This window comes from Mesobacillus sp. ABV4_180, from assembly GCF_056158485.1.
Window position 1 is genome coordinate 2,371,252 of record NZ_JBSWTJ010000001.1, and the last position, 24,428, is coordinate 2,395,679.

At 40.9% G+C, this 24,428-nt stretch carries 29 protein-coding genes and 1 pseudogene; 9 read left to right on the forward strand and 21 right to left on the reverse strand.

Features of this window, described 5'->3' with window-relative positions; translation table 11 throughout:
- Positions 1-14: 14 nt before the first annotated feature.
- Complete coding sequence (gene pdxR, locus ACXAEA_RS12090; protein WP_475096130.1) at positions 15-1,424, reverse strand: MocR-like pyridoxine biosynthesis transcription factor PdxR; 1,410 nt, start codon at positions 1,422-1,424, stop codon at positions 15-17.
- A gap of 136 nt (positions 1,425-1,560) precedes the next feature.
- Here pdxR and ACXAEA_RS12095 point away from each other — a divergent pair, with 136 nt between their 5' ends.
- Positions 1,561-2,454: a DMT family transporter gene (locus tag ACXAEA_RS12095; RefSeq protein WP_475096131.1), complete on the forward strand. Its 894-nt coding sequence runs from the start codon at positions 1,561-1,563 to the stop codon at positions 2,452-2,454.
- On the opposite strand, the gene ACXAEA_RS12100 is transcribed toward ACXAEA_RS12095, so the two are convergent.
- The 4 genes from ACXAEA_RS12100 to ACXAEA_RS12115 form a co-directional block, all read right to left on the reverse strand.
- Positions 2,437-3,822, reverse strand: a complete 1,386-nt coding sequence (locus ACXAEA_RS12100; protein ID WP_475096132.1) for an FAD-binding domain-containing protein — start codon at positions 3,820-3,822, stop codon at positions 2,437-2,439. The genes ACXAEA_RS12095 and ACXAEA_RS12100 overlap by 18 nt on opposite strands.
- Positions 3,823-3,896: 74 nt before the next feature.
- The gene (locus ACXAEA_RS12105) at positions 3,897-4,769 is read right to left on the reverse strand and encodes a DUF3307 domain-containing protein (RefSeq protein ID WP_475096133.1); all 873 of its coding nucleotides are present in this window, start codon (positions 4,767-4,769) and stop codon (positions 3,897-3,899) included.
- Positions 4,770-4,790: 21 nt separating this feature from the next.
- Positions 4,791-5,534 carry a sigma-70 RNA polymerase sigma factor region 4 domain-containing protein gene (locus tag ACXAEA_RS12110; protein WP_475096134.1) on the reverse strand — a complete coding sequence of 248 codons (744 nt, stop codon included), beginning with the start codon at positions 5,532-5,534 and terminating at the stop codon, positions 4,791-4,793.
- A gap of 206 nt (positions 5,535-5,740) precedes the next feature.
- Positions 5,741-6,178: a peptidylprolyl isomerase gene (locus ACXAEA_RS12115; RefSeq protein WP_475096135.1), complete on the reverse strand. Its 438-nt coding sequence runs from the start codon at positions 6,176-6,178 to the stop codon at positions 5,741-5,743.
- A gap of 334 nt (positions 6,179-6,512) precedes the next feature.
- On the opposite strand from ACXAEA_RS12115, the gene ACXAEA_RS12120 reads away from it, so the two are divergent.
- On the forward strand, positions 6,513-7,004 hold the full coding sequence (locus ACXAEA_RS12120; protein WP_475096136.1) for a VanZ family protein: 492 nt from the start codon (positions 6,513-6,515) through the stop codon (positions 7,002-7,004).
- A gap of 104 nt (positions 7,005-7,108) precedes the next feature.
- Here the strand turns inward: ACXAEA_RS12120 and ACXAEA_RS12125 are convergent.
- The 3 genes and pseudogenes from ACXAEA_RS12125 to ACXAEA_RS12135 form a co-directional block, all read right to left on the reverse strand.
- Positions 7,109-7,370, reverse strand: a pseudogene (locus ACXAEA_RS12125) (transposase); the annotation flags it as partial.
- A 237-nt stretch (positions 7,371-7,607) separates the two neighbouring features.
- Complete coding sequence (gene mug / locus ACXAEA_RS12130) at positions 7,608-8,126, reverse strand: G/U mismatch-specific DNA glycosylase (protein WP_475096137.1); 519 nt, start codon at positions 8,124-8,126, stop codon at positions 7,608-7,610.
- Between the two features lie 38 nt (positions 8,127-8,164).
- Positions 8,165-8,410: a hypothetical protein gene (locus tag ACXAEA_RS12135; protein WP_475096138.1), complete on the reverse strand. Its 246-nt coding sequence runs from the start codon at positions 8,408-8,410 to the stop codon at positions 8,165-8,167.
- Between the two features lie 182 nt (positions 8,411-8,592).
- On the opposite strand from ACXAEA_RS12135, the gene ACXAEA_RS12140 reads away from it, so the two are divergent.
- Together ACXAEA_RS12140 and ACXAEA_RS12145 are read left to right on the forward strand one after the other, a co-directional pair.
- Positions 8,593-9,231: a DUF2238 domain-containing protein gene (locus ACXAEA_RS12140; RefSeq protein ID WP_475096139.1), complete on the forward strand. Its 639-nt coding sequence runs from the start codon at positions 8,593-8,595 to the stop codon at positions 9,229-9,231.
- A gap of 12 nt (positions 9,232-9,243) precedes the next feature.
- Positions 9,244-9,390, forward strand: coding sequence for a hypothetical protein (locus ACXAEA_RS12145; protein WP_475096140.1), 147 nt, complete (start codon positions 9,244-9,246; stop codon positions 9,388-9,390).
- Between the two features lie 28 nt (positions 9,391-9,418).
- Here the strand turns inward: ACXAEA_RS12145 and ACXAEA_RS12150 are convergent, their stop codons facing one another.
- Together ACXAEA_RS12150 and ACXAEA_RS12155 are read right to left on the reverse strand one after the other, a co-directional pair.
- Entirely contained in the window at positions 9,419-9,661 is a 243-nt protein-coding gene (locus ACXAEA_RS12150; protein WP_475096141.1) for a hypothetical protein, read from the reverse strand.
- 133 nt (positions 9,662-9,794) lie between these two features.
- Entirely contained in the window at positions 9,795-9,983 is a 189-nt protein-coding gene (locus tag ACXAEA_RS12155; RefSeq protein WP_475096142.1) for a hypothetical protein, read from the reverse strand.
- A gap of 313 nt (positions 9,984-10,296) precedes the next feature.
- Between ACXAEA_RS12155 and ACXAEA_RS12160 the strand changes: the two genes are divergently transcribed.
- Positions 10,297-10,566, forward strand: coding sequence for a hypothetical protein (locus ACXAEA_RS12160; RefSeq protein WP_475096143.1), 270 nt, complete (start codon positions 10,297-10,299; stop codon positions 10,564-10,566).
- A gap of 5 nt (positions 10,567-10,571) precedes the next feature.
- On the opposite strand, the gene ACXAEA_RS12165 is transcribed toward ACXAEA_RS12160, so the two are convergent.
- The 4 genes from ACXAEA_RS12165 to ACXAEA_RS12180 all read right to left on the reverse strand — a co-directional run bounded on the left by ACXAEA_RS12165 (position 10,572) and on the right by ACXAEA_RS12180 (position 13,340).
- On the reverse strand, positions 10,572-10,994 hold the full coding sequence (locus tag ACXAEA_RS12165; protein ID WP_475096144.1) for a c-type cytochrome: 423 nt from the start codon (positions 10,992-10,994) through the stop codon (positions 10,572-10,574).
- Positions 10,961-11,389 (reverse strand): ferritin-like domain-containing protein, encoded by a 429-nt coding sequence (locus tag ACXAEA_RS12170; protein ID WP_475096145.1) that lies wholly within the window; start codon positions 11,387-11,389, stop codon positions 10,961-10,963. Before ACXAEA_RS12170 ends, ACXAEA_RS12165 begins: the two co-directional genes overlap by 34 nt.
- Positions 11,390-11,456: 67 nt before the next feature.
- Complete coding sequence (locus ACXAEA_RS12175; protein WP_475096146.1) at positions 11,457-12,053, reverse strand: class I SAM-dependent methyltransferase; 597 nt, start codon at positions 12,051-12,053, stop codon at positions 11,457-11,459.
- 153 nt (positions 12,054-12,206) lie between these two features.
- Positions 12,207-13,340 carry a zinc-dependent alcohol dehydrogenase gene (locus ACXAEA_RS12180; protein WP_475096147.1) on the reverse strand — a complete coding sequence of 378 codons (1,134 nt, stop codon included), beginning with the start codon at positions 13,338-13,340 and terminating at the stop codon, positions 12,207-12,209.
- Between the two features lie 143 nt (positions 13,341-13,483).
- Here ACXAEA_RS12180 and ACXAEA_RS12185 point away from each other — a divergent pair, with 143 nt between their 5' ends.
- From ACXAEA_RS12185 to ACXAEA_RS12195, 3 genes are all read left to right on the forward strand, one after another.
- Positions 13,484-13,684 carry a hypothetical protein gene (locus ACXAEA_RS12185; protein WP_475096148.1) on the forward strand — a complete coding sequence of 67 codons (201 nt, stop codon included), beginning with the start codon at positions 13,484-13,486 and terminating at the stop codon, positions 13,682-13,684.
- Positions 13,685-13,692: 8 nt separating this feature from the next.
- Positions 13,693-13,944, forward strand: a complete 252-nt coding sequence (locus ACXAEA_RS12190) for a sigma-G-dependent sporulation-specific acid-soluble spore protein CsgA (RefSeq protein WP_475096149.1) — start codon at positions 13,693-13,695, stop codon at positions 13,942-13,944.
- A gap of 168 nt (positions 13,945-14,112) precedes the next feature.
- Positions 14,113-16,269, forward strand: a complete 2,157-nt coding sequence (locus ACXAEA_RS12195) for an MMPL family transporter (protein ID WP_475096150.1) — start codon at positions 14,113-14,115, stop codon at positions 16,267-16,269.
- 42 nt (positions 16,270-16,311) lie between these two features.
- On the opposite strand, the gene selB is transcribed toward ACXAEA_RS12195, so the two are convergent.
- The 4 genes from selB to ACXAEA_RS12215 all read right to left on the reverse strand — a co-directional run bounded on the left by selB (position 16,312) and on the right by ACXAEA_RS12215 (position 20,594).
- The gene (gene selB, locus ACXAEA_RS12200; protein ID WP_475096151.1) at positions 16,312-18,195 is read right to left on the reverse strand and encodes a selenocysteine-specific translation elongation factor; all 1,884 of its coding nucleotides are present in this window, start codon (positions 18,193-18,195) and stop codon (positions 16,312-16,314) included.
- Positions 18,196-18,283: 88 nt separating this feature from the next.
- Positions 18,284-19,093, reverse strand: coding sequence for a type II pantothenate kinase (gene coaW, locus ACXAEA_RS12205; RefSeq protein WP_475096152.1), 810 nt, complete (start codon positions 19,091-19,093; stop codon positions 18,284-18,286).
- Between the two features lie 203 nt (positions 19,094-19,296).
- Entirely contained in the window at positions 19,297-19,608 is a 312-nt protein-coding gene (locus ACXAEA_RS12210; protein WP_475096153.1) for a DUF3892 domain-containing protein, read from the reverse strand.
- 86 nt (positions 19,609-19,694) lie between these two features.
- Positions 19,695-20,594 (reverse strand): superoxide dismutase, encoded by a 900-nt coding sequence (locus ACXAEA_RS12215; RefSeq protein WP_475096154.1) that lies wholly within the window; start codon positions 20,592-20,594, stop codon positions 19,695-19,697.
- A 151-nt stretch (positions 20,595-20,745) separates the two neighbouring features.
- Between ACXAEA_RS12215 and ACXAEA_RS12220 the strand changes: the two genes are divergently transcribed.
- Positions 20,746-21,795 carry a M42 family metallopeptidase gene (locus ACXAEA_RS12220; protein ID WP_475096155.1) on the forward strand — a complete coding sequence of 350 codons (1,050 nt, stop codon included), beginning with the start codon at positions 20,746-20,748 and terminating at the stop codon, positions 21,793-21,795.
- A 71-nt stretch (positions 21,796-21,866) separates the two neighbouring features.
- Here ACXAEA_RS12220 and ACXAEA_RS12225 read toward each other — a convergent pair whose 3' ends face one another.
- From ACXAEA_RS12225 to ACXAEA_RS12235, 3 genes are all read right to left on the reverse strand, one after another.
- Positions 21,867-22,646 (reverse strand): class I SAM-dependent methyltransferase, encoded by a 780-nt coding sequence (locus ACXAEA_RS12225; protein ID WP_475096156.1) that lies wholly within the window; start codon positions 22,644-22,646, stop codon positions 21,867-21,869.
- A gap of 10 nt (positions 22,647-22,656) precedes the next feature.
- Complete coding sequence (locus ACXAEA_RS12230) at positions 22,657-23,160, reverse strand: NUDIX hydrolase (RefSeq protein ID WP_475096157.1); 504 nt, start codon at positions 23,158-23,160, stop codon at positions 22,657-22,659.
- Positions 23,161-23,293: 133 nt separating this feature from the next.
- On the reverse strand, positions 23,294-24,355 hold the full coding sequence (locus ACXAEA_RS12235) for a DUF3900 domain-containing protein (protein WP_475096158.1): 1,062 nt from the start codon (positions 24,353-24,355) through the stop codon (positions 23,294-23,296).
- Between the last annotated feature and the right edge of the window lie 73 nt (positions 24,356-24,428).

The following is a 24,428-nucleotide window of genomic DNA, read 5'->3' on the forward strand; positions in this document are numbered from 1 at the left end:
CTTATTCTTCTATTCTAACAATCTTCCAACAGTGTTTCTAATATGGCGATTCCCCTGGCGATGTCATCAACCGGCCCGTTCGCAAAAGAAAGCCTGAAATGCTGCAGCTTTTTTGTCGCATAAATCCTCCCCGGATTGATCAGAACGCCATTGGCAAGTGCTTTTCTGTACAAATCTGCCATTGAGATTTCCGGATTCATTTTTACCCAGATGAAAAATCCGCCGGCAGGCCGCTCCCATTCAGCATAACGGCTAAGATGTTGATCCAATGCTTGTATTGCGGTGTTTCTCCGCTTTTTTAGCTGTTGCCTTACCTTCAATAAGTGCTGCTCATATAATCCACTTGAAAGCCATTCTGCTGCTACCCTTTGAGATAAAGAGCTTGAGCCGTAGTCTGTTTGCATTTTTAGGTCTGCCAGACGGTCAATAACAGCTTCCGGACCGGCAATCCATCCAATTCTCAGGCCCGGGTTCAGACTCTTTGAAAGGCTTCCAAGATACAAGACATTGCCGTGCCTGTCGTGCGATTTGATTGGAGCCGGGGGAGGTGAGTCTAGCCATAAATCACCGTACACGTCATCCTCGATGATTGGAAGCTGAGCATTCTCCGCCAGCTGCAGCAGCTCCTGCCTTCTTTTTTCTCCCATTAATGCACCAGTGGGATTCTGGAATGTTGGATGGCAGTATAATACGGATTTCTTGCTGTGATTAAATGCCTTAATCATTTCTGGAATGATGCCTTCCTGATCCATCTGGATTCCCTGCAGGTTCATACCGGCAGACTGGAAGGTAGATAATGAATATAGGTATGATGGATTCTCGAGAAATACTGTGGATTCTCTTTCCAATAAACCTATGGAAATTAAATGAAGAGCCTGCAATGCCCCGGATACTACTAAAATTGAAGATGCTGGTACCTGAATCCCTTTTTCATTTAGGTAATTAGCAATCGCGTCCCTCAATTGTGGATTACCTTTTGGATCTTCATACCCAAAAGGTTCGAGCTCTTGTCCAACCTTTTTTATAATAGCTCTCATATCCTCAAGAGGAAATAAATCCTGGGAAAGTTCTCCTTTACTGAGCTGAATTAAACTCTGGTCCGATTCTGCCTTGTTTATAGCTTGTACAGTGCCAATGCTTGCCTGGTGCATGCCAAGCGCTACCTGCTCGCTCCAATTCACAGGAGCAGTGGAACGCATCAGAGTCCAGGTATTGTTGACGACGACCGTCCCCATTCCGAGCTTACCTTCTACCAGGCCTTCAGCTGCCAATTCATCCAATGCAGTTATGACAGTGCTTCTGTTCACACCAAATTGCTTTGCAAGGTCACGCTGACTGGGCAGTTTGCTGCCAACCGGCCATGTGCCATTTGTAATTTGTTCTTTTATATATTCAATAATCACCTTATACTTCGGCACTTTCATGTCCCAGCTCCATTCAAAATTGGTTGGTTTTAAAATAATTTTAATGGCTGGATACATTCTACCAAGACCCAGTTATATTTAAAAGACATAACATTATACAGGATTTAATTGGATGGTTTTTAATGAGGTGTATTAAATGGATTATAGAATTCTGACGGCACACGCGCTGGTTATTTTATTATGGGGTTCTTCATTCGCTGGAATCAGACACGGTCTTGAAGGGTATTCTCCTGAGCACCTGTCGTTCCTGAGGCTCTTTATTGGTTCTGTGGTTCTCGCTTTCTACGCAGCCTTCACAAAAATGAAGCTGCCAGATATAAAAGATTGGCCGGTAATTTTGCTGTTTGGCTTCCTCGGATTTGCTGTCTATCAAACAGCTCTAAATTTTGGCGAACAAACGGTCAGTTCCGGAGCAGCCAGCTTGCTTGTTTCAACATCCCCGGTGTTTATTGGATTATTAGGCACCATTTTCTTTCGGGAACGCACCGGAAAATGGTATTGGGTTGGCGCTGCCATCAGTTTGCTCGGGGTCATCTTCATTTCATATGGCGCTTCGGGAAGCTTCGAGTTTGGTTTAGGCGTGATCCTGATATTGATTGCTTCACTTTCAGAATCACTTTACTTTGTGTTCCAAAAAAGATATTTAAGTAAATATGGAGCACTTCCTTTTACTACCTATACCATTTGGGGCGCTACGATCTTCATGAGCTTCTTTGCTCCTGGAATCAGGGCAGAAATAGCTGAGGCATCAATAGGAGCTACGATTAGCGTTATATACCTTGGGCTCTTCCCAACGGTGATTGCATACTTTGCATTAGCCTATATTACAGCTAAATCTGGCGCCTCCGAAGCTGCAAGTTCACTATACCTGACACCGGCAGCCTCCTTCCTGATTGCCTGGGTTTGGCTTGGAGAAGGTCCGTCCATTTTAACTATATCAGGAGGGGTTATATCCCTTTTAGGAGTTTCCTTAACTTATTTCAAGGGAAAAAGCGGCGTGGAGGATTGCTCTTTAAAGGTCGAAGGATAGCTGCTCCGTCCCCCGTACTCCTTTTTCTCGACCTCGCTTCCCCTTTCCTTTTATTCCCTGAAACTGAATCCTCGCATGCTTATTTGCTTTTTTCACATCAACAATCGGTGCTGTATAGCCCAGCCGGTAAAAAGCAGGGTAAAGCCATGGTTCGTGGATATATTCTCCTGGAATACTGTTCAGTTCCGGGATATATCTGCGGATGAACACCCCATCCGGATCAAGCTGCTTGCCAATTTTTACAGGGTCAGTGATTTTCACCTTTCCTGCCATTCCGGTTAGCTGGTGGATATAGAAATCATGGACACCAGGCTCGTAATCTAAAAACAATTCTGCCAATGCCCTGGATGGTTTATGTCCATCCAGCAATAAAGTGTTTGTAATGAAAGAAATAACCAGGCCTCTCAGCGTGAAATTCAGCCACCCTGTTTTAAACAGGCTTCTCATCGCTGCATCAATCATCGGTATCCCTGTGCTGCCCTGCAGCCAGCGCTGGAACCACTCTTCATTCCATTCCCTTTTGATCATACCTACATCTGTCACGCTCAGATCTTCATGAGGAATACTGAAAATTTTCAACCGGGCAGTTAGCTTTGATAAAAACTCTTCTAGCTGGAGCTGTTCCTCCTTCACCTCACAGAATTGGAATTTTTCGTTTGTTTTTTGAAAAATTGTCCTGACTGAAATATTACCCCATGTGATATAAGCGGAAAGCCTCGAAGATGATAGCGAAGAAGGCAGAGGCTTGTGCTGGTTAGCGATGTAGTTCGCAAACCTTTCTTCGAGAAAAGAATCAAGTGTTTCTATCGCTCTACCTTCTCCGCCCTGCTGTCCAAAACGGATTTTACTCCCTTTGACGCTGAATTTTTGGAGTTTTTTTAAATCAGTAAATAGAAAAGCTGGTGATTGTTCCGGTACCTCGATCCTGTTTGGAATGTTTTCAATAGGTTCGTTCAGGTACGACTGCAAACGGTTTTTATAAAGTTTTACTGGCACACTTTCAAGCTCCGGGCCAAAAGTAAAAAGGCGCTGGTGATGTTGCTCCATCCATAGTGCCGCTTTATCTATCAGTCTATTGTCATTATGCGCATATAAGTTGATAGAATCATAAGACACCAGCAAATTTCCCAGTACCGTCTCCAGCTCATCGATCGCAAAAAAGAGTTTCCCGCCCCTGTCCTCTATTTGCTTTGAAAGGTCCTCTAAACTTTCGGCAACAAATTTAAAATGACGTGCGGAAAGTGCTGATTCTTCCCAAAGAGAAGGTTCAATAATATAAAGCGGCAGTATAGTGCCTTTTGCAGCAGCCTCGGTCAATGGCTGATGGTCAGAAATACGCAAATCCTTACTGAATAGTACGATGTTCATTCGAATCACTCCGCCATAATACTCTTTAGCTGAAAATGTAAAATTGCGAGCCAAAAGACTGCCATTCCTATTTACTAATTTACTATTTCCCTCAAAAGAATTCCGAATAAGATTCCCAAAAACATGGATGTTAAAGTACCCAATAGAAAATATTCTGCCCAGTCGCGGTCATCCATTTGTTTAAAACGAGCGATTGATTTCGCGGTAACAATGAAGCCGATGGCTGGATACGAGCCATAATATGTAAGCAGGATGACCAGGAGACGCTCGATATAGCCGATCAGCTTCCCTCGTGACATATCGTGCTTATTAAAAACCATGTAGCTGTATTGCTCAGACAAACCTCTTTCGCCAATGCTATTCGGGGGATACGCAGTCTCCTTAAGCTCATTTTTAAAGGTGTATTTCCCTTCAAAAGTCAACAGCTGCCCAGGCAGGGATCCAAGCAGGATGCGGATTATATGGCCGCTAACTGTTGTTCCCAGTATTACGATGACCACAATGACAAGGATTGAATTTACTGTGTCCAATTGTCGCCCTTGCTCAAACAGCAGCTGTATAAATCTATCGATATTTGAAACTAGTGGAATTCCCCAGAAAAGCTGCAATGCGATCAACAGGATGGAGAAATGCATCAGCTGGTCTATTACAAAAAACCACAGCTTATTAAAGTTTTCGCGGACTGAATATTGGTCCAAAATCTTGATCTTTAAAATGTCAATAATTAGATGAGTCCCCGTTATGAAAAGTACTGGCCACACGACAGCCTTTACCAAGTCATAATGTTGACCCATTAAAAGCCAGCCTGTTGTCAGGACAGCAATATTCATAACGAGATGATGGAGTATATGCTTTTTCAAGTTTTTCAGCTTATTCTGTACCATTAGATCTGTCTGCAGGTAAAAATCCGCTATTAAATGGGCAATGATTAAACTTAATATAAGCATTCCTGCTCCTTTCACCAGAACTTAGAGGCTGAATACATACTGTACCTGGTCTTTGATATTTTTTCGGATATTTGCTTCGAGTTCCTTCGTTTGTCCATTCTTAAAATCCGGGAATTCTTTTGCCTGAATGGAGTCCAACACTTCAACGATATCACGGAAACTCTCTAGAATATGCTCGCTATGACCTTTCTTAAAATGGCTGTAAATCGTAGGTGCTGTTCGGTCTAGCAGGTCAGCAACAGCGTTTTGTTTTCCATATACGAGATATAGAGAGCAAACTAGCCGTTGGACCTCCGTCTGCTGCATGCTCAATACATGCTGGATCCTGAGCAATCCCCTCATTAATGTACGCAGCTCTGACCCTTCATCATTCACCTGAAAAAAGAAGGATTCTTTTTCTTTCTGTTTCTTTAGATGGTCATTCGCATTTCTTGCGTCTTTCACCAATGGATGAATCCACTTTTCAATATCTATTTCATCTACTCTTTTATCAATCTTGCCAAAGGCGAGCCCAAAATATGGCGGATTATCACTAAAACTCCATATCCGGCTAATATAAAATGCAGTGACAAAGGCAGACGAATAGCCTTCAGCGAGAAGTATGATTTCATCCCCAGAACGATGTTTCACTTTCACCAGGCCTGAATTGCCAAACCATGCTTTAATCCATGTCTCGAGGTGCCCTAAATAACTGCTTAATTTATCCCCATCCAATGCAGAGGAAGACTTCGATACATCCATTATGAATACAGAAGCTGGTCGCATTGCCATTCCACCCAACATTAATAAAATTAGACTATTTAATCTAACTTTAAACAAATTAGATAGTTTAGTCAAATTCATTGAATATTAGACTGTCGCATTTAATTCTTTTAAGCAAGTTCAATCTCCTTCATTTTAACAAGAGCATACGTTCGGTTCAATGGGTAAATAAGTACAAAAAAAGAGCCCAAAGGCTCTTTCCGTATTTCTTATTCTTCTGTTACAACTACCTTTTCCATTACATCGCCATTGCGCATAGCTTTAGCAGCTTCCAAACCAGAAGTTACTTTACCGAATACAGTATGAACACCATTTAAGTGTGGCTGTGATTCGTGAACGATGAAGAACTGGCTGCCGCCCGTGTCTCTTCCAGCGTGTGCCATTGAAAGTGAACCTGGTACGTGCTTATGAGGGTTTCCTTCAGTTTCGCACTTGATTGTGTATCCTGGACCACCTGTTCCTGTTCCGTGAGGGCACCCTCCCTGGCTTACAAACCCAGGAATTACGCGGTGGAAATTCAAACCGTTATAGAAGCCTTCGTTTGCAAGCTTTTCAAAGTTCGCAACTGTTCCTGGAGCTTCATTTGGGTAAAGTTCAAATTCGATTTTCTCACCATTTTGCATTTGTATGTATCCTTTTTTAGCCATGAAAATCATCTCCTTATGGTAAAATCATTGTTATCATAACACTATTCCAAATAAAAATAAAAGTATCCACTCTTCAAATTGTATTTTTCCAACAAAGTTGTGTTAAAATATAACTGCCTCTGCCGAACATTCGCTTGTTGCGGGACACTTAACCACTGTACGGACGGCAGGGGCCCTGCTTTGCAGGACGATCAAATACATATGAGTTAACCTTGCCTTTGTAGGTAAGGTTTTTTCTTTCATTAAGAGTACTGCGTAAATCTACAACATTTTCAATAAATGCATAAAATATGATATATCATCAGACTAATAGATTAAAAATCAAGGAGAAGATATGCTAAATTTCATGGATTCCAAATACAGGAAGAGAATATCTGTATTTTCTTATGTCCTATTCATTCTTTACATCATCAGTGCAGTAATTTTGCTGTTTTTGAGCCCTTACAGACAGGCTGCCTACGAAATCAATTCTGCGGGTTCCAGTCCATATAACCTCATTCCATTTAAAACAATCTCAGACTATATAAGTGCATCTTCTCATATCAATCAAAGCATCTGGATGTCCAATCTGCTCGGCAATGTGCTGGCCTTTCTGCCATTAGGGTTCTTCCTCCCGTTACTGTTCAACCGTTTTAACGGATTTTGGCGAACCATCGGGGCCGTTTTTCTGTCAACTGTGATGGTTGAAATCCTGCAATTTTTCACCCAAGTAGGCAGTTTCGATATTGATGATATCATTCTAAACACAATTGGGGGAGCTGTTGGCTATTTGATGATACGGCTGATCTTTCAGTTCGTAATAAAAAAGAAGACACGCGGAAATTAGAATGCTAAAAGAAAGCAAACTTTCGCCATGGAAACACTGCGCTTTCAGACATAAAAAGTGAATTTCTTCCAAACAAACGTATGCTTGTTGTCCTTTGCTTCCTACTTAGTACCATCCATGAAATAGTTTTCCAGCTTCACCAACCTTTCCTCCCGAAGGAGGTCGACAATGAAAATGAACGTCTCGTAAACAACATCTTCATGCGTTCGGAACGGAAACGGTTGAAGGTACGAAAATCTGGTTCCTGTTCTCCGAAAAGCCACACATACATATTGTTCTCTGTTAGCTGTTTTGCGAGTTGTGGGAGGAGTAAATCCGGTTGGCATATGCATAAAGAATGACTTTAAACATCATTCGAGGATGGAAGGAGGCCGGCTCCAAAAATGAATCTAGAAACCTGAGTTGATTGGAGTGGAAGGCGCGAAGACTCCTGCGGGCTCAGCTGGACAGGTGAGACCCCGCAGACGCCAACGGCGACGAGGAGGCTCAGCGCCGGCCCCGCGGAAAGCGAAGCGCCTGGAACGGAAATTAACGGACCATTTTTACAAGCCGGCCTAAAAATAAAGATGGGTCCCAAAAGTTTATACTATTGGGACCCCCTTTTTACCGAGTTTTCAAACTGCTGATTACATTCGGCAACTGCTTGTAAATAGCAACAACCTCATCCATCCGCATTCTCACGAGGCCGCTTGAGGATGGAGCAACGAAGTCGATTGTTCCCGCAACGACTGATTCCTTCTGTATTCCCCACGAAATCTCTTTTTTACCGCTATATTGCTGGTACACTCCTTTTCCTACGAAACAAACAATTTTTGGACAGTACATTTCAATCTTCAACTTTAGTTCCTGTTTCCCATGTTGATATTCATCCTTTGTAATCTCATCTGCGGCTTTAGTAGGGCGAGCAACAATATTCGTCATCCCATAACCTAAATCAAGCAGTTTAAAGTCTTCTGAAGTATCATATTTCCTTTTGGTGATCCCCGCTTCAAATAAAATCTTCCAAAACCTGTTGTTTGGATTGGCGTAATGATGACCCGTTTCAGAAGAGCGAATGCTTGGATTAAATCCCACAAAAATCACATCAAGATTTTCACGTAAATGATCAGGTATTGGATTCATCTTCCCAGCTCCTCCTGTATATGTATCTATAGCTCCACTCACCAATACCGAGGGGGCAGATCATTGTTTTTACATATCCCTTTAAAGATCCTCAGATGAAATAATAACTCGTCATAATACAATTTTTCGGCAGTATCAATGGAATACGCATCTGAAAATCGGTCCAAAAATTCAGCATCAATACTGTTTTCAATACCACTAAGCCATAATTTAAATCCATGCTGATCATATAAATTCGCTAATCCGGCCCAATCGAACACATTCTCTAAATCATTTTCACCCATTTTACCACTCCTCTGTCTTTACCTCCATTCTCTCATTGTTTCACAGTGCTTATACAGCGGCATCAACAAGATCGTTTGTAAGTCTCTTTACCTTAAAATGATTGAATAGCTAGATATCGGAATGAAAACTGCTGATTGGAAAAATACTTATATATGAAGTCCCCCTGTAGGAGGTGAACTGAGTGCAAAATAAAAGAATTCATTTGTTTTTATTGTTCATAGTATTGTTTGCTTTTATCTGGTCTGCAATCAAGCCTGCATCTTACGGATCCTGGCTTCTAGAAGTTATTCCAGCAGTCATTTCCATTGCAGTGATTCTTATTTATTATAAAAAATTTCGATTTACTACACTTTCCTATACAATCATTACATTCGTTACTATTCTCATGTTTATCGGCGGGCACTATATATATTCAAATGTGCCGCTTTTCGATTGGCTGAAAGACGCCTGGGATTTGAAACGGAACCATTATGACCGATTTGGTCATTTGATGAAAGGACTTATTACGATTGTTGTTAGGGAGATTCTAATCAGAAAAACTACGTTTGATAAACGCTGGATAAATAGTCTTTCTGTTTCAATCGTACTTGCCATTGCTGCCTTATATGAAATTGTGGAATGGCTATTTGCTATGATTGCAAAGGGAAATAAACAATCTAAGGACTTTTTGGGAATGCAGGGTGACATATGGGACGCGCAATGGGATATGGCCTTAACATTAGCTGGGTCGATCTTAACATTAATATTTTTAACAAAACTGCATGACCGAATGATAAAAAGGGAATTAGGGTTAAATACGAACAAGAAAAACATTGAGTAAGGAGGAAAAAGGATGGAACATAACCATAAGGACAAAAAAGGCTATAACGAAAAGAATGAAGAACAGCACAGTATGGTATGTAATGATCAATTATTCTATGCGGAATTAAAAATAGCTGCTGAAGAAGCAGAACGTGATCAAACAGAACAGCAAAAATAAAGGAGAAAGGCAAATTGCCTTTCTCCTTTTAACTAATGAAACGATCTCTTTCTGCAGCTTCTTCTTCGCGTTGTGCTTCCCGTTCATCATACCAGAATTTCACATGCGTAAGGATCGAAAATACCAGAAAGAAATTCATTGTCCAGACACTTACAAACGGGGCAATACCCCCAAACTCAATTGTTTCATATTGTTTGATGACCATTACGATATATGACTCGATGAACACAAGGACAAAACCGGCGACACCAGCAATAGACATTCTCATCATAATCCATAACCACCTCATTGAATAATTATCAGATTATTTAAATAATACGATTAATTATTGCTAAGTGCAACCATTTTGTTCATAAGATCGCCTTATAATCTTATTGACAATATATCATACTGAGCTTGGTGAATTATCCTCTTAGTTTTTTTTGTTTTTCCATTATTTCATATGACTTCTCAATAATATCTGTCAAAACATCGCCTTTGTATATTCTGCCGATTTTTGTATTTTCTTGATAGTATTCCACAATTTCATCAAGCTTCACTGACGTTTCCTTTGTAACTCTTACATTCAATTGAATTCTCTGGGCTTCATTCATCTGACTGATTTCCCTCCAATTCCTAATACATCAACAATTCTCTTATTCTAACAAAATGCTAGCAATCAATATCATGTAGATATATGTCGCTAACACATTCTCAACGACCTTTATTTTAGCATATTACAACAGCATTTAACACTTTCTTGTTATCTATCCCCGTTTTCACTTTTGTCATTAAGGGTACCTCAATATTAATGGCAATCAAAAGCCTAAAATTGTAGTCATACCAATCATGGTCAATCCACATTAGTTATCTTGCACAATTCAAGAGCAACACTCAAATAGTTTAAGAGAAGGTATGGGACCAATAATGAAATTAACAAGATGGTCGTACACGAAAAGATATAATATTAATGCATGGTTTGATGAATATCCAAACTCCATCGTACTGTTCCGTAAAATTAAAAATTATTATTTTATCTACACGATCAAGTGGTCAATGAGTGATCCCGTAGTGACTAGAGATTCATTGGAGAAAATGGAGTGGCAGCTTAATAAAGAGCTCGGTACGGAAAGTGACTATACCCAAAGAAAAAAATTGCAAAAAAAGGATCCAAATCAGCAAAGATCTGGACCATAAGTCGTTTAATTAGTTGAAAGAACAGCTTGCCAATCGATCGTACCGTTTTTAACCTGTTCACGCTTTTCCTTGTTCATGATATCAGCTGGTTTTCCACCTTTTGGCCAGTCTTGTGCATGGCCTTTGAATTCGGGACGTTCTTGTGAAAGGATATAGGCTGCCACGTTAATAGCATCCTGATCCGATAATGTACCACCTTGTCCTTTAGGCATATTTTTCTGCACGTATCCTGCCATTTTTGTCAATCTGGACATTCCCGCACCATCATTAAATGAATTTTCTCCCCATACAGCCGGGCCTATAGTCGGACCGGTCCCAGCTCCATCCGCTGCATGACAGCTTGCACAAGATTGAGCATAAAGCTTTTCCCCATCTTCTACTTCGAGGTCACCAATTATTTTTCTTTTGTAAGAAAATAAAGAAACCATACTGCATGATTTTGTTCATCAAATGCAGCGCGCCTGAAAATTTCTTTTATCGTTGGATCGGCAGCCTCATCTGCAAATTCATGATAGAAGTCGGTTGTTATTTGCTCATCTTTTATTGATGCTTCAAGTCCTTCAAGATAAGTATTGGCGCATTCCTCCGACATTTGCGGCAGATGCTGCACTCCGGTCAAAGCCATGTATATTTGCGAAAACTGCTGAAGGTGTTTTTTTTCATCATTGAGTATTTCAGTAATCTGAGCCCGCTGTGGTTCATCAGGCGCCATGCCAGCAAGCTTCGCATAGCATTGTGTTGCACTATATTCGCCATTTATGGCTTTCTTTAAGTCATTGATCAGCTTTTGGTTCTGCCTGTAATGGGCATAATATGGATACATGTCAAACCTCCCCAAACTATTTATCATATTGTATGGGAAGGGGGAATTGGTGTGCCTGTTAAATTTATTACGGATTGAAGCCTTCAAATTCAACGAAAATCCCTTGTAGGTACTTCTTTTCTCTCATTACATTGATCCCCGCTTTTTTCATGAAATATCCCGTATCGCGATTTAGATGGCATCCATCACAAAGTCTTTTCCATGCAGGTGTAAGCATATCCTGGAGAGCTGCCAAAGATGCAGACTCCGTCCTTACATGCTCAAATAATACAATTCGCCCGCCTTTTTTACAAACTCTTTTAATCTCGTCAAATACCTTTTCGGGATTTTCAACTGAGCATAACACAAGAGTTGCCACAACAATGTCAAATTCCCCGTCTTTAAAAGGAAGTGATTCTGCCATACCCTGATGAAACTGGATTGGCAATTTCATTTGATCAGCCTTCACCTTTGCCTTTTCAATCATATATGGATTCGGTTCGACTGAAACGATACGGCTGACTTTTCCCGGTGCATAAAAAGGAAAATTCGCTCCAGTCCCTGTGCCAATCTCAAGAATTTCCCCTTCGAGATTTGAAATTAATTTTTTTCTGATCCGGTTTATCCATCTTTTTTCGAGCGGTCCCATTACTGTGTCATATAAAGCCGCAAACAATTTCGCCACACACTTATGCTCCTTAAAAATAAGTTTTTCCTCATTATAATAAAAACGATAGATGAAAATCTATTCTCTTAATTCTCCCATTGAACAAATAACGAGAATTTCTGCTCAGCTAAAAAAAGACAGAACCCTAAGTCCTGCCTTTCCTTCACATTATTATGGCTTCAAAACAACCTTAATACAGTCATCCTTGCGGTCGTTAAAAATCTCATATCCTTCTGCAGCATTCTCCAATGGAATCCTATGGGTTATGATGTCAGTTGGATCGAATTCTCCATTTACAATCATGTCATATAGCTTCGGCATGTAATGGATAACAGGTGCCTGGCCCATTTTCATTGTAATATTTCGTTCAAAGAATCGGCCAAGCGGGAACATATTGTACCTTAATCCATAAACACCAGTAAGCTGGACTGTTCCGAATTTGCGGACTGCTGTATGGGCTATTTCAATGGCAGAAAGAGTGCCGCCCTGGAGCTTAAGCTTTTGTTCGACTTTTTCAACCACGGATTTCTTTCCATCCATTCCTACGCAATCGATGACCACATCCGCTCCGCCTTCAGTCAAATCCTGCAGGAATCTCCCTGGATCGTCCTGCTTGGTGAAATCAAATATTTCAACATTATTTCTTGATTTTGCATGCATTAGCCTATAATCGAGATGATCGACAGCAATGACGCGCTTAGCTCCCTTTATCCAGGCAAACTTTTGCGTCATCAAGCCAACAGGTCCGCAGCCAAGCACGATGACAGTGTCTCCTTTCTTAACACCGGCATTTTCCACACTCCACCATGCAGTAGGTATGACATCTGACAAGAATAGTAGGGATTCATCTTCTAATTCACATGATTTCGGAACAACAAACGAAGTGAAATCACCATAAGGCACCTTCAGATACTCCGCCTGGCCGCCTGGATGGTTGCCGTATTGCTCTGCATAGCCAAAATAACCTCCTGCATCCTTATACTCATTCGTGTTATCACACTGGCTTTCCATCTGGTTATGGCAATAAAAACACTCCCCGCAAGACACATTAAACGGAATGACTACACGGTCTCCTTTTTTAATTTTCTGGACGCCTGGACCTACTTCCTCTACAATCCCCATCGGCTCATGGCCAATGATGTAGCCTGGACGAAGCGGCATGTTCCCCTGATAAAGATGAAGATCAGAACCACAAATGGCAGTAGAAGTAATTTTTACAATCATGTCTTTTTCATGTTCAATTTTGGGTGCTTCCACATTTTTAACCTGAACATCCTTTGTTCCCTGATACGTTACTGCCTTCAAATTATTCCACCCCATTCCAATTTGTACATTTAAAGATTTCCCTACATATATTTAGAATAACCTGTTTGGAAGATTTACCAATAATTAGCTCATACATAAACTTTCTTGGGATTATGCACCTTATAAAATGGAGGTGTTATAAAATGGAGCCTAAACAACCTGGAAATAAAGACCTGCCTGATTTTAAGGAAATGACTGATCGAATCATGTCCCAGCCAGCTTCTGGGCCGCAGCTTGTAATAAAAACTAATCTGGATCCCGCTGATGTTACCGAAGAAAACCCTTACTTGAATAACGATCAAATGACCGATTCAGAACAATTCAAGGAATACTTCAAGGAGTAGATTCGATAATGGAAAAAACACAGGCATATTTACGCGAAATTGTATCCAACTATACTGAAACATACCCTCTCAGCAAAAAAATCTATCAAAGGCTGGAAGAAGGAAACTACCCTTCCGAGGGGGAGTTTGTAAGGCACCTTACAGCAGAGGAAATTGAGTTCCTGAATAAAATCCTTCCTGAAGCAATTGAGTATGCCAAAAACGAATTAGATGAGAAACGCGCCCAGCAACTGAATGAAGTGTATGAACTGCTCTATTAATTTTCGGAAGGGATCCTCCCTTCCGTATCCCACCTCATATCTCAGAACACCACGAAAAAATCTTTCAAGCATTATTCATACAACTATCAATAGCATTCATATATAATTTAGGTTAGCAAAATAGGAATAAAATACATATTGTGGGCATGGCGATTTAAGGAGGAAAATGTGAACAAACTCGGAAGCGTAATTAACAAATATAAGAAAACTGTTATTTTATTATGGATAGGAATCATCCTCTTTTTTGGCTTTTTTGCCTTGCAGCTGCCATCTGTATTAAGCGGCAATGGATTTGAGTTTGACGGAGAGTACCTTCAAACGAAGAAAATCCTTGAGGACAACTTTGGCCAGCATCCATCCTCGGTCATTGTGCTTTATGAAAATGAAAAGAATGTCCCAAAAGAAGATTGGCATACATTTATTAAAGATTCATTTCAAAATGCAGAAAAGACCGCAGATGACAGCATCTCCCCTTTTATGCAAAAAGAGATGATAAAAAGTGACATCGCGTACGGTGTCCTGTTTTTTGATAAGGAAGCTTCTGACATGGGGAAAGAAATAGACGGTCTTCGTCAACTATTAAATGATCGGGATGGCATAAAGATTTCCATCACAGGCGAACCCGTCATTTTAAAAGACCTTAATCAGGCAAGCCAGGATGACCTTGCCAAAGCTGAAATGATAGGCCTTCCAATTGCCTTGATTGTTCTTGTTTTCGCATTCGGAAGCCTTGTTGCAGCCAGCCTCCCGCTCCTTGTAGGGATATTTTCAATTTTAACAACGATGGGGGTTGTGTATTTTTTTAGCTATTCATTTAATTTGACTATTTTCATCCTTAACATCGTTCCAATGATTGGATTGGCTTTAAGCATAGATTTTGCTCTCTTATTCATCAATCGTTTCAAAGAAGAAGTTACTGCTAAACCGGTTAATGAAGCAATCATTACGACCATTTCGACAGCGGGGCGTTCGATTATTTTCTCCGCTATGTGTGTATTCATCGGCCTACTGGGATTGATGTTCATCAAAATCGATATTTTTCAAAATGTCGCCATCGGTGGAATGACTGTCGTTTTCGTATCTGCCTTATCTTCGATCACCTTCCTGCCTGCTATACTGGGGCTTTTGGGCAAAAAAATACATTCTCTTAGTGTTTTTAAAGTGAATCCCGACAAACCTGGTATTTGGAGCACATTTGCTCATTTTGTCATGAGAAGACCAGTCATTATGACATTGCTTGCATTGGGACTCTTAATTACGGGACTGATCCCAGTCAAGGACATGGAACTGACAGTGCCTGGGGTAGATGCTCTGCCTCCATCTTACGATTCCAGGATTGCCTATGATACATTCCAGGACCGTTTTGTTGACGATGACAAAAGTACTGATAAAGAGGTAAAGGTAATTCTGGAAACCGAAGGCGATGTTTTAACTGAGAATAATCTCGCAAAGCTGCATGCTGTTTTGGAGAAGTTTGAAAAGAATGAAAATGTCAATGCTGTCGCTTCTCCTTTTACAATGACAGGAATGAATGAACCATCCACATTCCTATACACTGCACAGCAGGATAACAGTCCAATTCAACAAGTGATTGATTCGTATATTTCTGGTGATAAGATGATTGCGAGTGTATATTTAAATAATCAGCTTTCATCCACAGAAGCACAGAAGTGGGTCAGGGAATGGGCTGAAAAGGAGTATGATGTAGCTGTCTCATTCGGAGGTACACCTAAATTTGAACAGGAAATCTTTGATGAAATTTATAATAAAGCACCTAAAGGTCTAATATTGATTCTTGTTTCAACTTTTCTCATCCTGATGGCAGCATTCAGGTCGTTGTTAATCCCGCTGAAAGCAATCATCATGAATATTTTAAGCTTAAGCGCAACATTTGGGATTGTCGTTTGGCTTTTCCAGGAAGGACACCTGGGCATGGAGCCGGCAAACATCGCATTGGTCCTTCCCGTATTTGTCTTCAGCCTTGTTTTTGGATTGTCAATGGATTATGAGGTTTTCCTGATTTCACGTATCCATGAGGAGTATTTAGAAACGAAGGATAATAACAACGCAACTTTATCAGGATTAATTTCGACAAGCAAAATCATCTCCTCTGCCGCTGCCATCATGATCGTTGTGACCGGTGCTTTTGCATTCACCGGAGTTACACCTGTAAAGCAAATGGGCGTCGGCATCGCACTTGCCATCTTTATTGATGCAACCATAATCAGGATGATCCTGGTTCCTGCTCTTATGAAGATGCTTGGTGACTGGAACTGGTGGTTCTTCGGCCTCAAACCATCAAAAAAGAATAAACTTGGACATTAATTTCCAAATACAAAAAAACAGCAGATCGTCCTGCTGTTTTTTCTATTTTCTCCAAACCCTTTTATTCTCAACTCTTTTAGTATAGCCAAGGGCATCAAGACGCTCGAGGAATGGAATCATATATTTTCGTGATAATTCTACAGCTTCCTTAGCCTCTGAAACTTCAAACTCGTCTCCGGTATGGCTTTTAAGCTTTGCGACCGCATCGGCAAAATGCTCTCCGTACCATGCATATTGGTCATCCAAAGGAACGATTTGGCCCTGGTCTTCGAGGAAGCGTTTCAATTCAAAAGCAATGGAATCTGGAATTCCGGAATTGTTAATATAATCATTTAGATGAGCAACCTTTAGGCCATCCTTCTTTAGTTCCTTTAGCATATTTTCAGTCCGTTTCTCCCAATTTTTTGGCACATGGGGAACAAAACTTGCAAGCGAAATGAACTGTTCTTTTCTAGAGAATACTGAATTTTTAATTCCGTTTTCGATGATGAATTCTAGTAGGGATTTAGAGAAAGAACTTTGCAGTGATTGAATCAATTCCGCTTTGTTCAAGCCTGTGCGCATTGGGTTTTCCTGATGGAAATCCATAATACGATCCTTAATATCATCCTCGATTAATTCGACAATGGAGGCGAGGGTGTACTCCTTATTGGAAATCTGGACAAATTGTTCATCCATCAAATTATCCTTTATCGATTGTTCATCAAGGGCGGTCCGTTTGATCAGCTCTTCAATTGGTAAACTTTTCGCTTCGTATAAAGCTGCATGTATTCTTTCTACAGGTGTACCTGCCTTCTTTTTCTCCAGCTCTTCAATCGTTTGCTGCCCAAACCGATATTTATTTCCCCTTGGATCAATGACCCACCCCCCACCAATTGTTTCTGGGGGGCTTGGCCTGCGGATAATGAAACGGTCTCCACGCTTGGTGACGATTTTTTCATCGAGCCGCAGCTGGCAAAGGATTTCAGCGTTGTCCTCTTTTAATTCATTTCTGTCGAAAAAGACAATCCTGCCCATTACTTCAGCGGTCCCGATATGGCACTTAATCGGAGTCCTTTGTTTTACAAGATGTTCGAGGTCTTCGACTACACGAATGGCCACATCAATAGTGTTAGTTACAATGAAATGTTCTGAAGAAACAAGGACCTCCCCGCGTTCAAGGTCATCTTTTGAGACTCCCGATAAGTTGATAGCTGTCCGCTGGCCGGCGAATGCAGTTTTTGCCTGCTGATGGTGCACCTGAAGCTGACGGGCTCTAACTTCAAGCCCGGATGGCATTACTTTTAACAGCTGCCCTTCTTCAACTGTACCTTCATAGACAGTACCTCTGACCACGGTCCCCTGTCCTTTAACAGTAAAAACCTGATCAATCGGAAGCCGGAAAGCTCCTTTCGCATCCCGCATTTCCTGCTCCTTCAACGTTGTGATGATCAAATCTTTCAATTCTTGAATCCCTTTTTTCGAAAGACTGTCGACCATCATGAATGGAGAGTTTTCAAAAACTGTACCTTCAAGCTCCCCTAAGATATCGTCTTTTACAAGTTCAACAAATTCTTCTTCTACGCGATCTATCTTTGTAATCGCAATAACGCCTGTCCGGATCCCAAGAAATCCCAATATATCCAGATGCTCGCGTGTTTGTGGCATGACGCCCTCGTCTGCAGCGACAACCAGTACGACAAGGTCGATCCCAGCAACCCCTGCTATCATCTGGCGAATGAAGCGCTCATGTCCAGGGACGTCAACGACGGAGATCTGCAGGTCGTCATCCTCATATAATGGCGCAAAGCCAAGTTCAATTGATATTTGCCGTTCTTTTTCTTCCTTCAGACGGTCGGTATCCACGTTTGTCAATGCTTTTGTCAGCGATGTTTTCCCGTGGTCAATATGTCCAGCCATCCCGATGGTAAAGTACCTCTTGCTCAAATGCTGACACCTACTTTAAATATGTATAAATTAACTCTAACTTTAAAACAACAATTGTTCAAGCAACGAAAATCAGAACATGTTCATTTTATTTGTTCAGCATTGCTCCAATTGCGCCACTGAAATGGCCATTAGGCAAAAAGATTGGATCAAGGCCGGACATTTTAGAGTAATATACAAGGCTCTCCTGGAGAGGTTTATTGCCTGTAAGTGTACTCCCAATATAAATCGCTTTCTTGGTGCCGGTTAAATTAGCTGTTTGTAAAGTTAGAAGAGTGATTGTTTCCGAAATCATATTGATGAGCGAAGCCATTTGGTCTGCAGGAGAGGTTGGATCCATTGCGGCTGCCTTTGCGTAATTACTGGCGGTCAGGTCTCCAGGGATCGGCGGCTCTCCCTCTTGATAGAGATCTCTTACCAGCAAATCCACAAACCCTCTGTCACCATTTGAAGACAAGCTGACCAGCTTGGAAAAATCACTTGTACCAGCAAAAATTTGGCCTAAACCCATGAAAGTGCCTCCACCTATTCCGCTTCCCAAAACACGCTCGTATTTATCCCCGTCAATTGTAAACCATGAGGTTCCTGTCCCGATATTTATAAGCAGGCTTATTTCACTGGACGTAATGATTGCTTCAGTATTCGTTAAATACCTTGCACCCTCGCAAGTGGCGGTAAATTCATCGATAATCTCTGCATCTGGAAAAAATTCGCTTTGCATTCTGCGTGCTCTGCCACCTGTCAGGTAAACTTTTTTATTGAATGCAACCATTCTTAGCCACTCTGCGACATGTTCCAATTCATTGATAGGATATTTTCGAAAATGCAATCTCCCGTTTTCAGCGTATGCAATTTTAACTAATGAAGCGCCCGCGTCTATCCCAATACTATTATTCATTGATGGCCCCTCCCTCATGAACACATTCTATTTATTTCTTATTTTAAGCCCCAAAAAATTTAGAAAGCAAAGAAAAAGCAACAGTTTTTAAGAAAACTGCTGCTTCACCTTTTTTAAGGAATAAGAAAGTAAAGATTTCACTTCGAGATTTGTTCAGCTCCAACGCTTTTCGGGGCTGAACAAAGCGGTTGCGCTTTTCTTATTCAGAATTTTGGTAAATGATCGAGATTATTTTCTTTGATTCCATCAGGTTCACTTCGGAGAATATCCCGTCCATATTTATGGAACACATCAACATGGGCAAGATTCCCTGCTTTCGCTTCAGATAGCGCTGTAATATAATCCAACTCACGTCCGCTTTCTGTTTTAAAAGCAATCAGGTCACCTTCGTCATTTTTCCGGACAGCCACTATTTGCTCTTTGCCAGATTGAAATTCCTTAGCTTCAAGTTCAGCTTGTCCTCTGCTTTGCTGTTTATATTCATTGTAAATCTGGTTGAAATCTTTGTTTTCCAAACTAACCACCTCCCGAACATATGTTTAGTTTTTTCAAGGAAGGATTTTTTATACTAAAGGGTGACGATTTTTGTCACCCTTCATTGCTAAAATGGTTTCCATGCCAAGGTTTTTGCCTTATTATAACGCTGTTCAACTTCCTGCCAATTTACGACCTTCCACCAATTATCAACATACTTGGCCCGCTCGTTTTTATACTGTAGATAATAGGCATGCTCCCAAACATCCAAAACGAGCAGAGGAACAACATCCCATTGTGTTAAGTTTTGGTGCTTTTCTGCCTGGAGGATTTCAAGGCGGTGGGATCTCGGTGACCACACAAGGATCGCCCAGCCAACAGCTTCGACATTTTTGGCTGCTTCCGAAAAATGATTTTTGAATTTTTCAAAGCTGCCAAATGTGTCATTAATTGCTTTGTTCATTTGACCTTTGGGCTTGCCTCCGCCATTCGGGCTCATGATGCTCCAAAAAATCGTATGGAGGTAATGACCTGATCCATGGAAAGCAGCTTCTCTTTCCCAATGTTTAATCAAACTGAAATCTCCAGTTTGCCGTGCCTTTTGCATTTCTTTTTCAGCCTTGTTCAAGCCATCTACATAACTTTGGTGATGCTTTGAATGATGCAGCCTCATGATTTCTTCGGCAATGACGGGTTCAAGCGCATTGTATGCGTATGGCAAAGGTGGCAAGTTATGTCCTCCAATCGAAACCGGGTGCAGTCCCTGACCCTGCTGGCGTTCACTTTCCAATGGAATTTCATCTAAATGGCTGATAAGCTCGTCGTATAGATATCGCGCTCTAGAATATAATTCCTGGTGATCGGCAGTGGTTTCAGCTTCCTGTTTTAGTTTAAAAAGCTGATTTCTCCATTCCTTCAAAGGGTCTTCATCTGCTGAATCTCTTACTTGTTCTCTTATTGACGACCATTTCTCTTCCATATCATTGCACCATTCAAGTAAAGAATATCTGAACCAATATCCGTTCATATTTATCTCCTCCCCAAAATCCATCCATAACCAAAGTATGAAAAGACCGGTTTGGAGATGACCTTTTATCAAGAATTAATGGTTAGTTTGTTATGGAAAAAAAGTTTATAATAAGAATTGTGTGAAGATTTTTTTGAGAGGGGTTTTTTTATTGGCGTATCCAAATACAGAACACACTGTTAGTCTGCTGAAAGAATTAGTAAGCATTCCGAGTCCTTCTGGAAATACAAACGAAGTAATTACATATGTGGAAAAGTTTTTGAAGGAACTGCAGATTGAGACGAAGAGGAATCGTAAAGGCGGCTTGATTGCTACGCTTCCTGGCAAGGACCAGCAGAACCATAGAATGCTTACTGCCCATGTCGATACTCTTGGCGCGATTGTCAAAGAAATCAAGCCCAGCGGCCGTCTGAAGCTTGATTTGATTGGAGGATTTAAATATAACTCCATCGAGGGTGAATATTGCGAAATTGAAACATCAAGTGGCAAAAAGTTCACCGGAACTATTTTAATGCACCAGACATCCGTCCATGTGTATAAGGATGCTGGCAAGGCCGAACGCAACCAGGACAACATGGAGGTCCGACTTGATGAAAAAGTGCATAACGCTGACGATGTAAGATCACTTGGAATTGCAGTAGGCGATTTTGTGTCATTCGATCCACGGGTTCAAATTACTCCAGCTGGATTTATCAAATCACGTCATCTTGATGATAAAGCAAGCGTCGCCATCCTCCTTCAGCTGATTAAACAAATAAAGCAAGAGAACGTCGAATTACCATATACAACCCATTTCCTGATTTCAAATAACGAAGAAATAGGTTATGGAGGCAATTCCAATATCACCCCAGAAACTGCTGAATACCTAGCAGTGGACATGGGGGCCATGGGTGATGGCCAGGCGACGGACGAATATACAGTGTCAATCTGTGTCAAGGACGCAAGCGGACCATACCATTATGAATTAAGGAAAAGGCTCACACAGATTGCAATCGATAATGAAATAGGCTACAAACTGGACATCTATCCATACTATGGATCAGATGCATCAGCTGCCATCCGTTCTGGCCATGATATCATCCATGGATTGATTGGACCGGGTATTGATTCATCCCATGCATTCGAAAGAACACATAGAGACTCGATCGAAAATACAGCAAAGTTATTGTACCACTATGTACAATCAGAAATGATTCTTTAATAAATAGACTGTTCAATACAGCCTCAATAAAAAGGTGATCGACTTTTTAATCGATCACCTTTCCTCTTAAATTAAACTTTTAACTTAACCGCCTTTGTTGCAACAAAGGATTTAATAAATTGATCTAACGGTCTTCTTCCGCCAAAATCATCCTCATATAAACCTGCAATCACAAATCCTGCACTGATTTGCCCCTGGATTTGGTCTTCTAATGAATGGCCAAATTCAATCGTTTTATTTGAGTTGATATATTTTGAGATTTCTTCCTGCGTCAGGTTGTCGATAGATGAAGATGGGATTTTGTTTTTCACTACCAAATTACCTTTCAAATCTTCCTCATCATCAAAGATAAACAGTAGTGGATTTGTAAAACCAGAAATCAATATTCCTTTGTCCTTCAGAACTCTTGAGGCTTCCTTCCATACGACAGTAATATCATCAACGAATAAGTTCGCGACAGGGTGAACAATCATGTCAAACTCTTCATCTCTGAACGCAGATAGATCTTTCATATCACATTGAAGTGTTTTTAATGTCAGACCGTCTCTCTTTGCTACAAATGCATCCTGCTCCAGTTGTTTTTTTGATATATCAACTACCGTTACGTCAGCTCCTGCTGCAGCAAGAATTGGTCCCTGTTGCCCACCGCCGGAAGCCAGACAAAGCACTTTCAATCCAGCTATTGATTCTGGAAACCAGTTGCGAGGTACACGTTTTTCTGTTGTAACCGTGATTTCCCATTGTCCTTCTTTGGCTTTTGCAATTTTTTCTTCCGAAACCGCCTTAGTATAAACAGCTTCTTCTTCAACCTTCTTGTCCCACGCGAGACTATTTTGTTTTACTGCATCCATTTGCTTCACCCTAACTTAATTTAGTAATATTTTCAGCCGCACAGGTTAATATTTCTTCATAGAGCTCATGCCAATCATGATAAAATTGACGAACCTGACTCATTTCGATAAAAATTCTATCAGCGGCTTCGAATTCAGCTTTAAAATCATGAATTTGTTTTATATTCATAAAATAAAATACCTGGTATCCAACCAGCGGGTACTTGCTTTCTTTATCCCAATGAGAGTTTTCACTATGATCAACAATGATTGATCCTAATAGCTTGCAATCGCCAGTTACATAAGCCTCTTCCATCGTTTCACGCTTAAAGCATTGTTCAGCTGTTTCTTCTGCCTCAATATGGCCTCCTGGCATATCCCACCCGCGGTCATTCAAATTTACCAACAATAATTTATCATCATAAAAACAGAAACCATGCACACTCGTTATTAAATCTCCAGGCGGTAAATGTTCCCCAGGTTCCCATGTCAGTTTTACTAATGATTCTCCCCAATTTACAAATGTAGTTGCCAACAACTATCCCCTCGCAAGCATTCGGTTAATTTTTACACTCCCCTTTACCAATTATAACCAAGTCATTTCGAATCTGACAATATAAAAGAAGCACCGGCAAATTGCCGATGCTAACTGTAAATGTTTTGTTATATTAATTTTTTTGCCTGATTCTCTCAACAACAGTACCGATTTCATCTGGTTTTACAAATTCTACAGGAGAGAAAACTTTTTCGAACACGATGGTATCAGCTTCAATCATGAGGATGTATTTTCCGTTCATTTTTGCAAGATGGATGCTGTCTCCGTAATCTGCCAGAAGCCCTTTTACCGATATGTGATCGAGCTTCATTTTTAATTCAAGGTCCGAGGTATGTTCGATCAGCTGTGCTGCTGCTTCGATGACCTGATTGGGTTCGAAACGTTCCTGCAATTCACGCTTTTCACTGGCAGCCCAGATTTCCATGGCATTTTCAAGCTGTTGCCTTTCCTCACTCTCCGGCTCAAATGTCTCCTCCATATGACCGCGTACCATCTCGATGACCTGTGTCTTGACGATTTCTGGCATTGACTGGCCATATTCAACATACTTTAAGAAATCCTCAAAGTAACGAGCATGGGATGCCTGGTTGATTTTAAGCTCATTGTCCTGAATCATTCCTTCTTCAGGCATATAAGGATACTGTATGGATTTCATATTTTTAGTCGTGATTGCCATTTCTACCTGGCGAATTAATGTTGATTCATCGGATATTGATGCAACTTTTGGTTCGAAATCGCATTTTAAAATGAACACAAAGGAATCATCAAAATACTTGCGAAGCTTTGCCCGGGCCACGATAAACACTCCACCTCGAACGGCACTTGTGTCAACATATGCGATTGCAAACTTTTCATTTTCTTGCTGGAAAACTTCTTTTGACTCTGCGAATCGGACCCGATGAAAAAGATTATAGTTAGGATTGGAAGTAAGATCATGCCCTTCCTCAACGATGAAGTAGCCAAGCTTTGTCGGAACATCCTCTTGTTTAGGATGACGATCTACCTTCCGCTTGACAATTTTTGCGAACTCGCCATCAAGAAAATCCTTAAGGGAGCTGCCTTCATACTCTTCTTCATTCAATGTCTGAAAATGTTTATACCTTTTATCGGCCTGCTCGCCTTTTCCTTCGACCTGAACAACATAAAACGATAGATATTGAACTTCAAAATCCATGATAAAACTCCCTGTTGACTATATTTATGGAATCGAGAAAAATACAGCACCCTTATTGATGCTGTATTTCTCT

Coding starts and splice junctions, on each gene's coding strand:
- pdxR (WP_475096130.1), bottom strand. CDS start 1,424: ATGAAAGTGCCGAAGTATAAGGTGATTATTGAATATATAAAAGAACAA.
- ACXAEA_RS12095 (WP_475096131.1), top strand. CDS start 1,561: ATGGATTATAGAATTCTGACGGCACACGCGCTGGTTATTTTATTATGG.
- ACXAEA_RS12100 (WP_475096132.1), bottom strand. CDS start 3,822: ATGAACATCGTACTATTCAGTAAGGATTTGCGTATTTCTGACCATCAG.
- ACXAEA_RS12105 (WP_475096133.1), bottom strand. CDS start 4,769: ATGCTTATATTAAGTTTAATCATTGCCCATTTAATAGCGGATTTTTAC.
- ACXAEA_RS12110 (WP_475096134.1), bottom strand. CDS start 5,534: ATGCGACCAGCTTCTGTATTCATAATGGATGTATCGAAGTCTTCCTCT.
- ACXAEA_RS12115 (WP_475096135.1), bottom strand. CDS start 6,178: ATGGCTAAAAAAGGATACATACAAATGCAAAATGGTGAGAAAATCGAA.
- ACXAEA_RS12120 (WP_475096136.1), top strand. CDS start 6,513: ATGCTAAATTTCATGGATTCCAAATACAGGAAGAGAATATCTGTATTT.
- mug (WP_475096137.1), bottom strand. CDS start 8,126: ATGAATCCAATACCTGATCATTTACGTGAAAATCTTGATGTGATTTTT.
- ACXAEA_RS12135 (WP_475096138.1), bottom strand. CDS start 8,410: ATGGGTGAAAATGATTTAGAGAATGTGTTCGATTGGGCCGGATTAGCG.
- ACXAEA_RS12145 (WP_475096140.1), top strand. CDS start 9,244: ATGGAACATAACCATAAGGACAAAAAAGGCTATAACGAAAAGAATGAA.
- ACXAEA_RS12150 (WP_475096141.1), bottom strand. CDS start 9,661: ATGATGAGAATGTCTATTGCTGGTGTCGCCGGTTTTGTCCTTGTGTTC.
- ACXAEA_RS12155 (WP_475096142.1), bottom strand. CDS start 9,983: ATGAATGAAGCCCAGAGAATTCAATTGAATGTAAGAGTTACAAAGGAA.
- ACXAEA_RS12160 (WP_475096143.1), top strand. CDS start 10,297: ATGAAATTAACAAGATGGTCGTACACGAAAAGATATAATATTAATGCA.
- ACXAEA_RS12165 (WP_475096144.1), bottom strand. CDS start 10,994: ATGGTTTCTTTATTTTCTTACAAAAGAAAAATAATTGGTGACCTCGAA.
- ACXAEA_RS12170 (WP_475096145.1), bottom strand. CDS start 11,389: ATGTATCCATATTATGCCCATTACAGGCAGAACCAAAAGCTGATCAAT.
- ACXAEA_RS12185 (WP_475096148.1), top strand. CDS start 13,484: ATGGAGCCTAAACAACCTGGAAATAAAGACCTGCCTGATTTTAAGGAA.
- ACXAEA_RS12190 (WP_475096149.1), top strand. CDS start 13,693: ATGGAAAAAACACAGGCATATTTACGCGAAATTGTATCCAACTATACT.
- coaW (WP_475096152.1), bottom strand. CDS start 19,093: ATGAATAATAGTATTGGGATAGACGCGGGCGCTTCATTAGTTAAAATT.
- ACXAEA_RS12215 (WP_475096154.1), bottom strand. CDS start 20,594: ATGAACGGATATTGGTTCAGATATTCTTTACTTGAATGGTGCAATGAT.
- ACXAEA_RS12225 (WP_475096156.1), bottom strand. CDS start 22,646: ATGGATGCAGTAAAACAAAATAGTCTCGCGTGGGACAAGAAGGTTGAA.
- ACXAEA_RS12235 (WP_475096158.1), bottom strand. CDS start 24,355: ATGGATTTTGAAGTTCAATATCTATCGTTTTATGTTGTTCAGGTCGAA.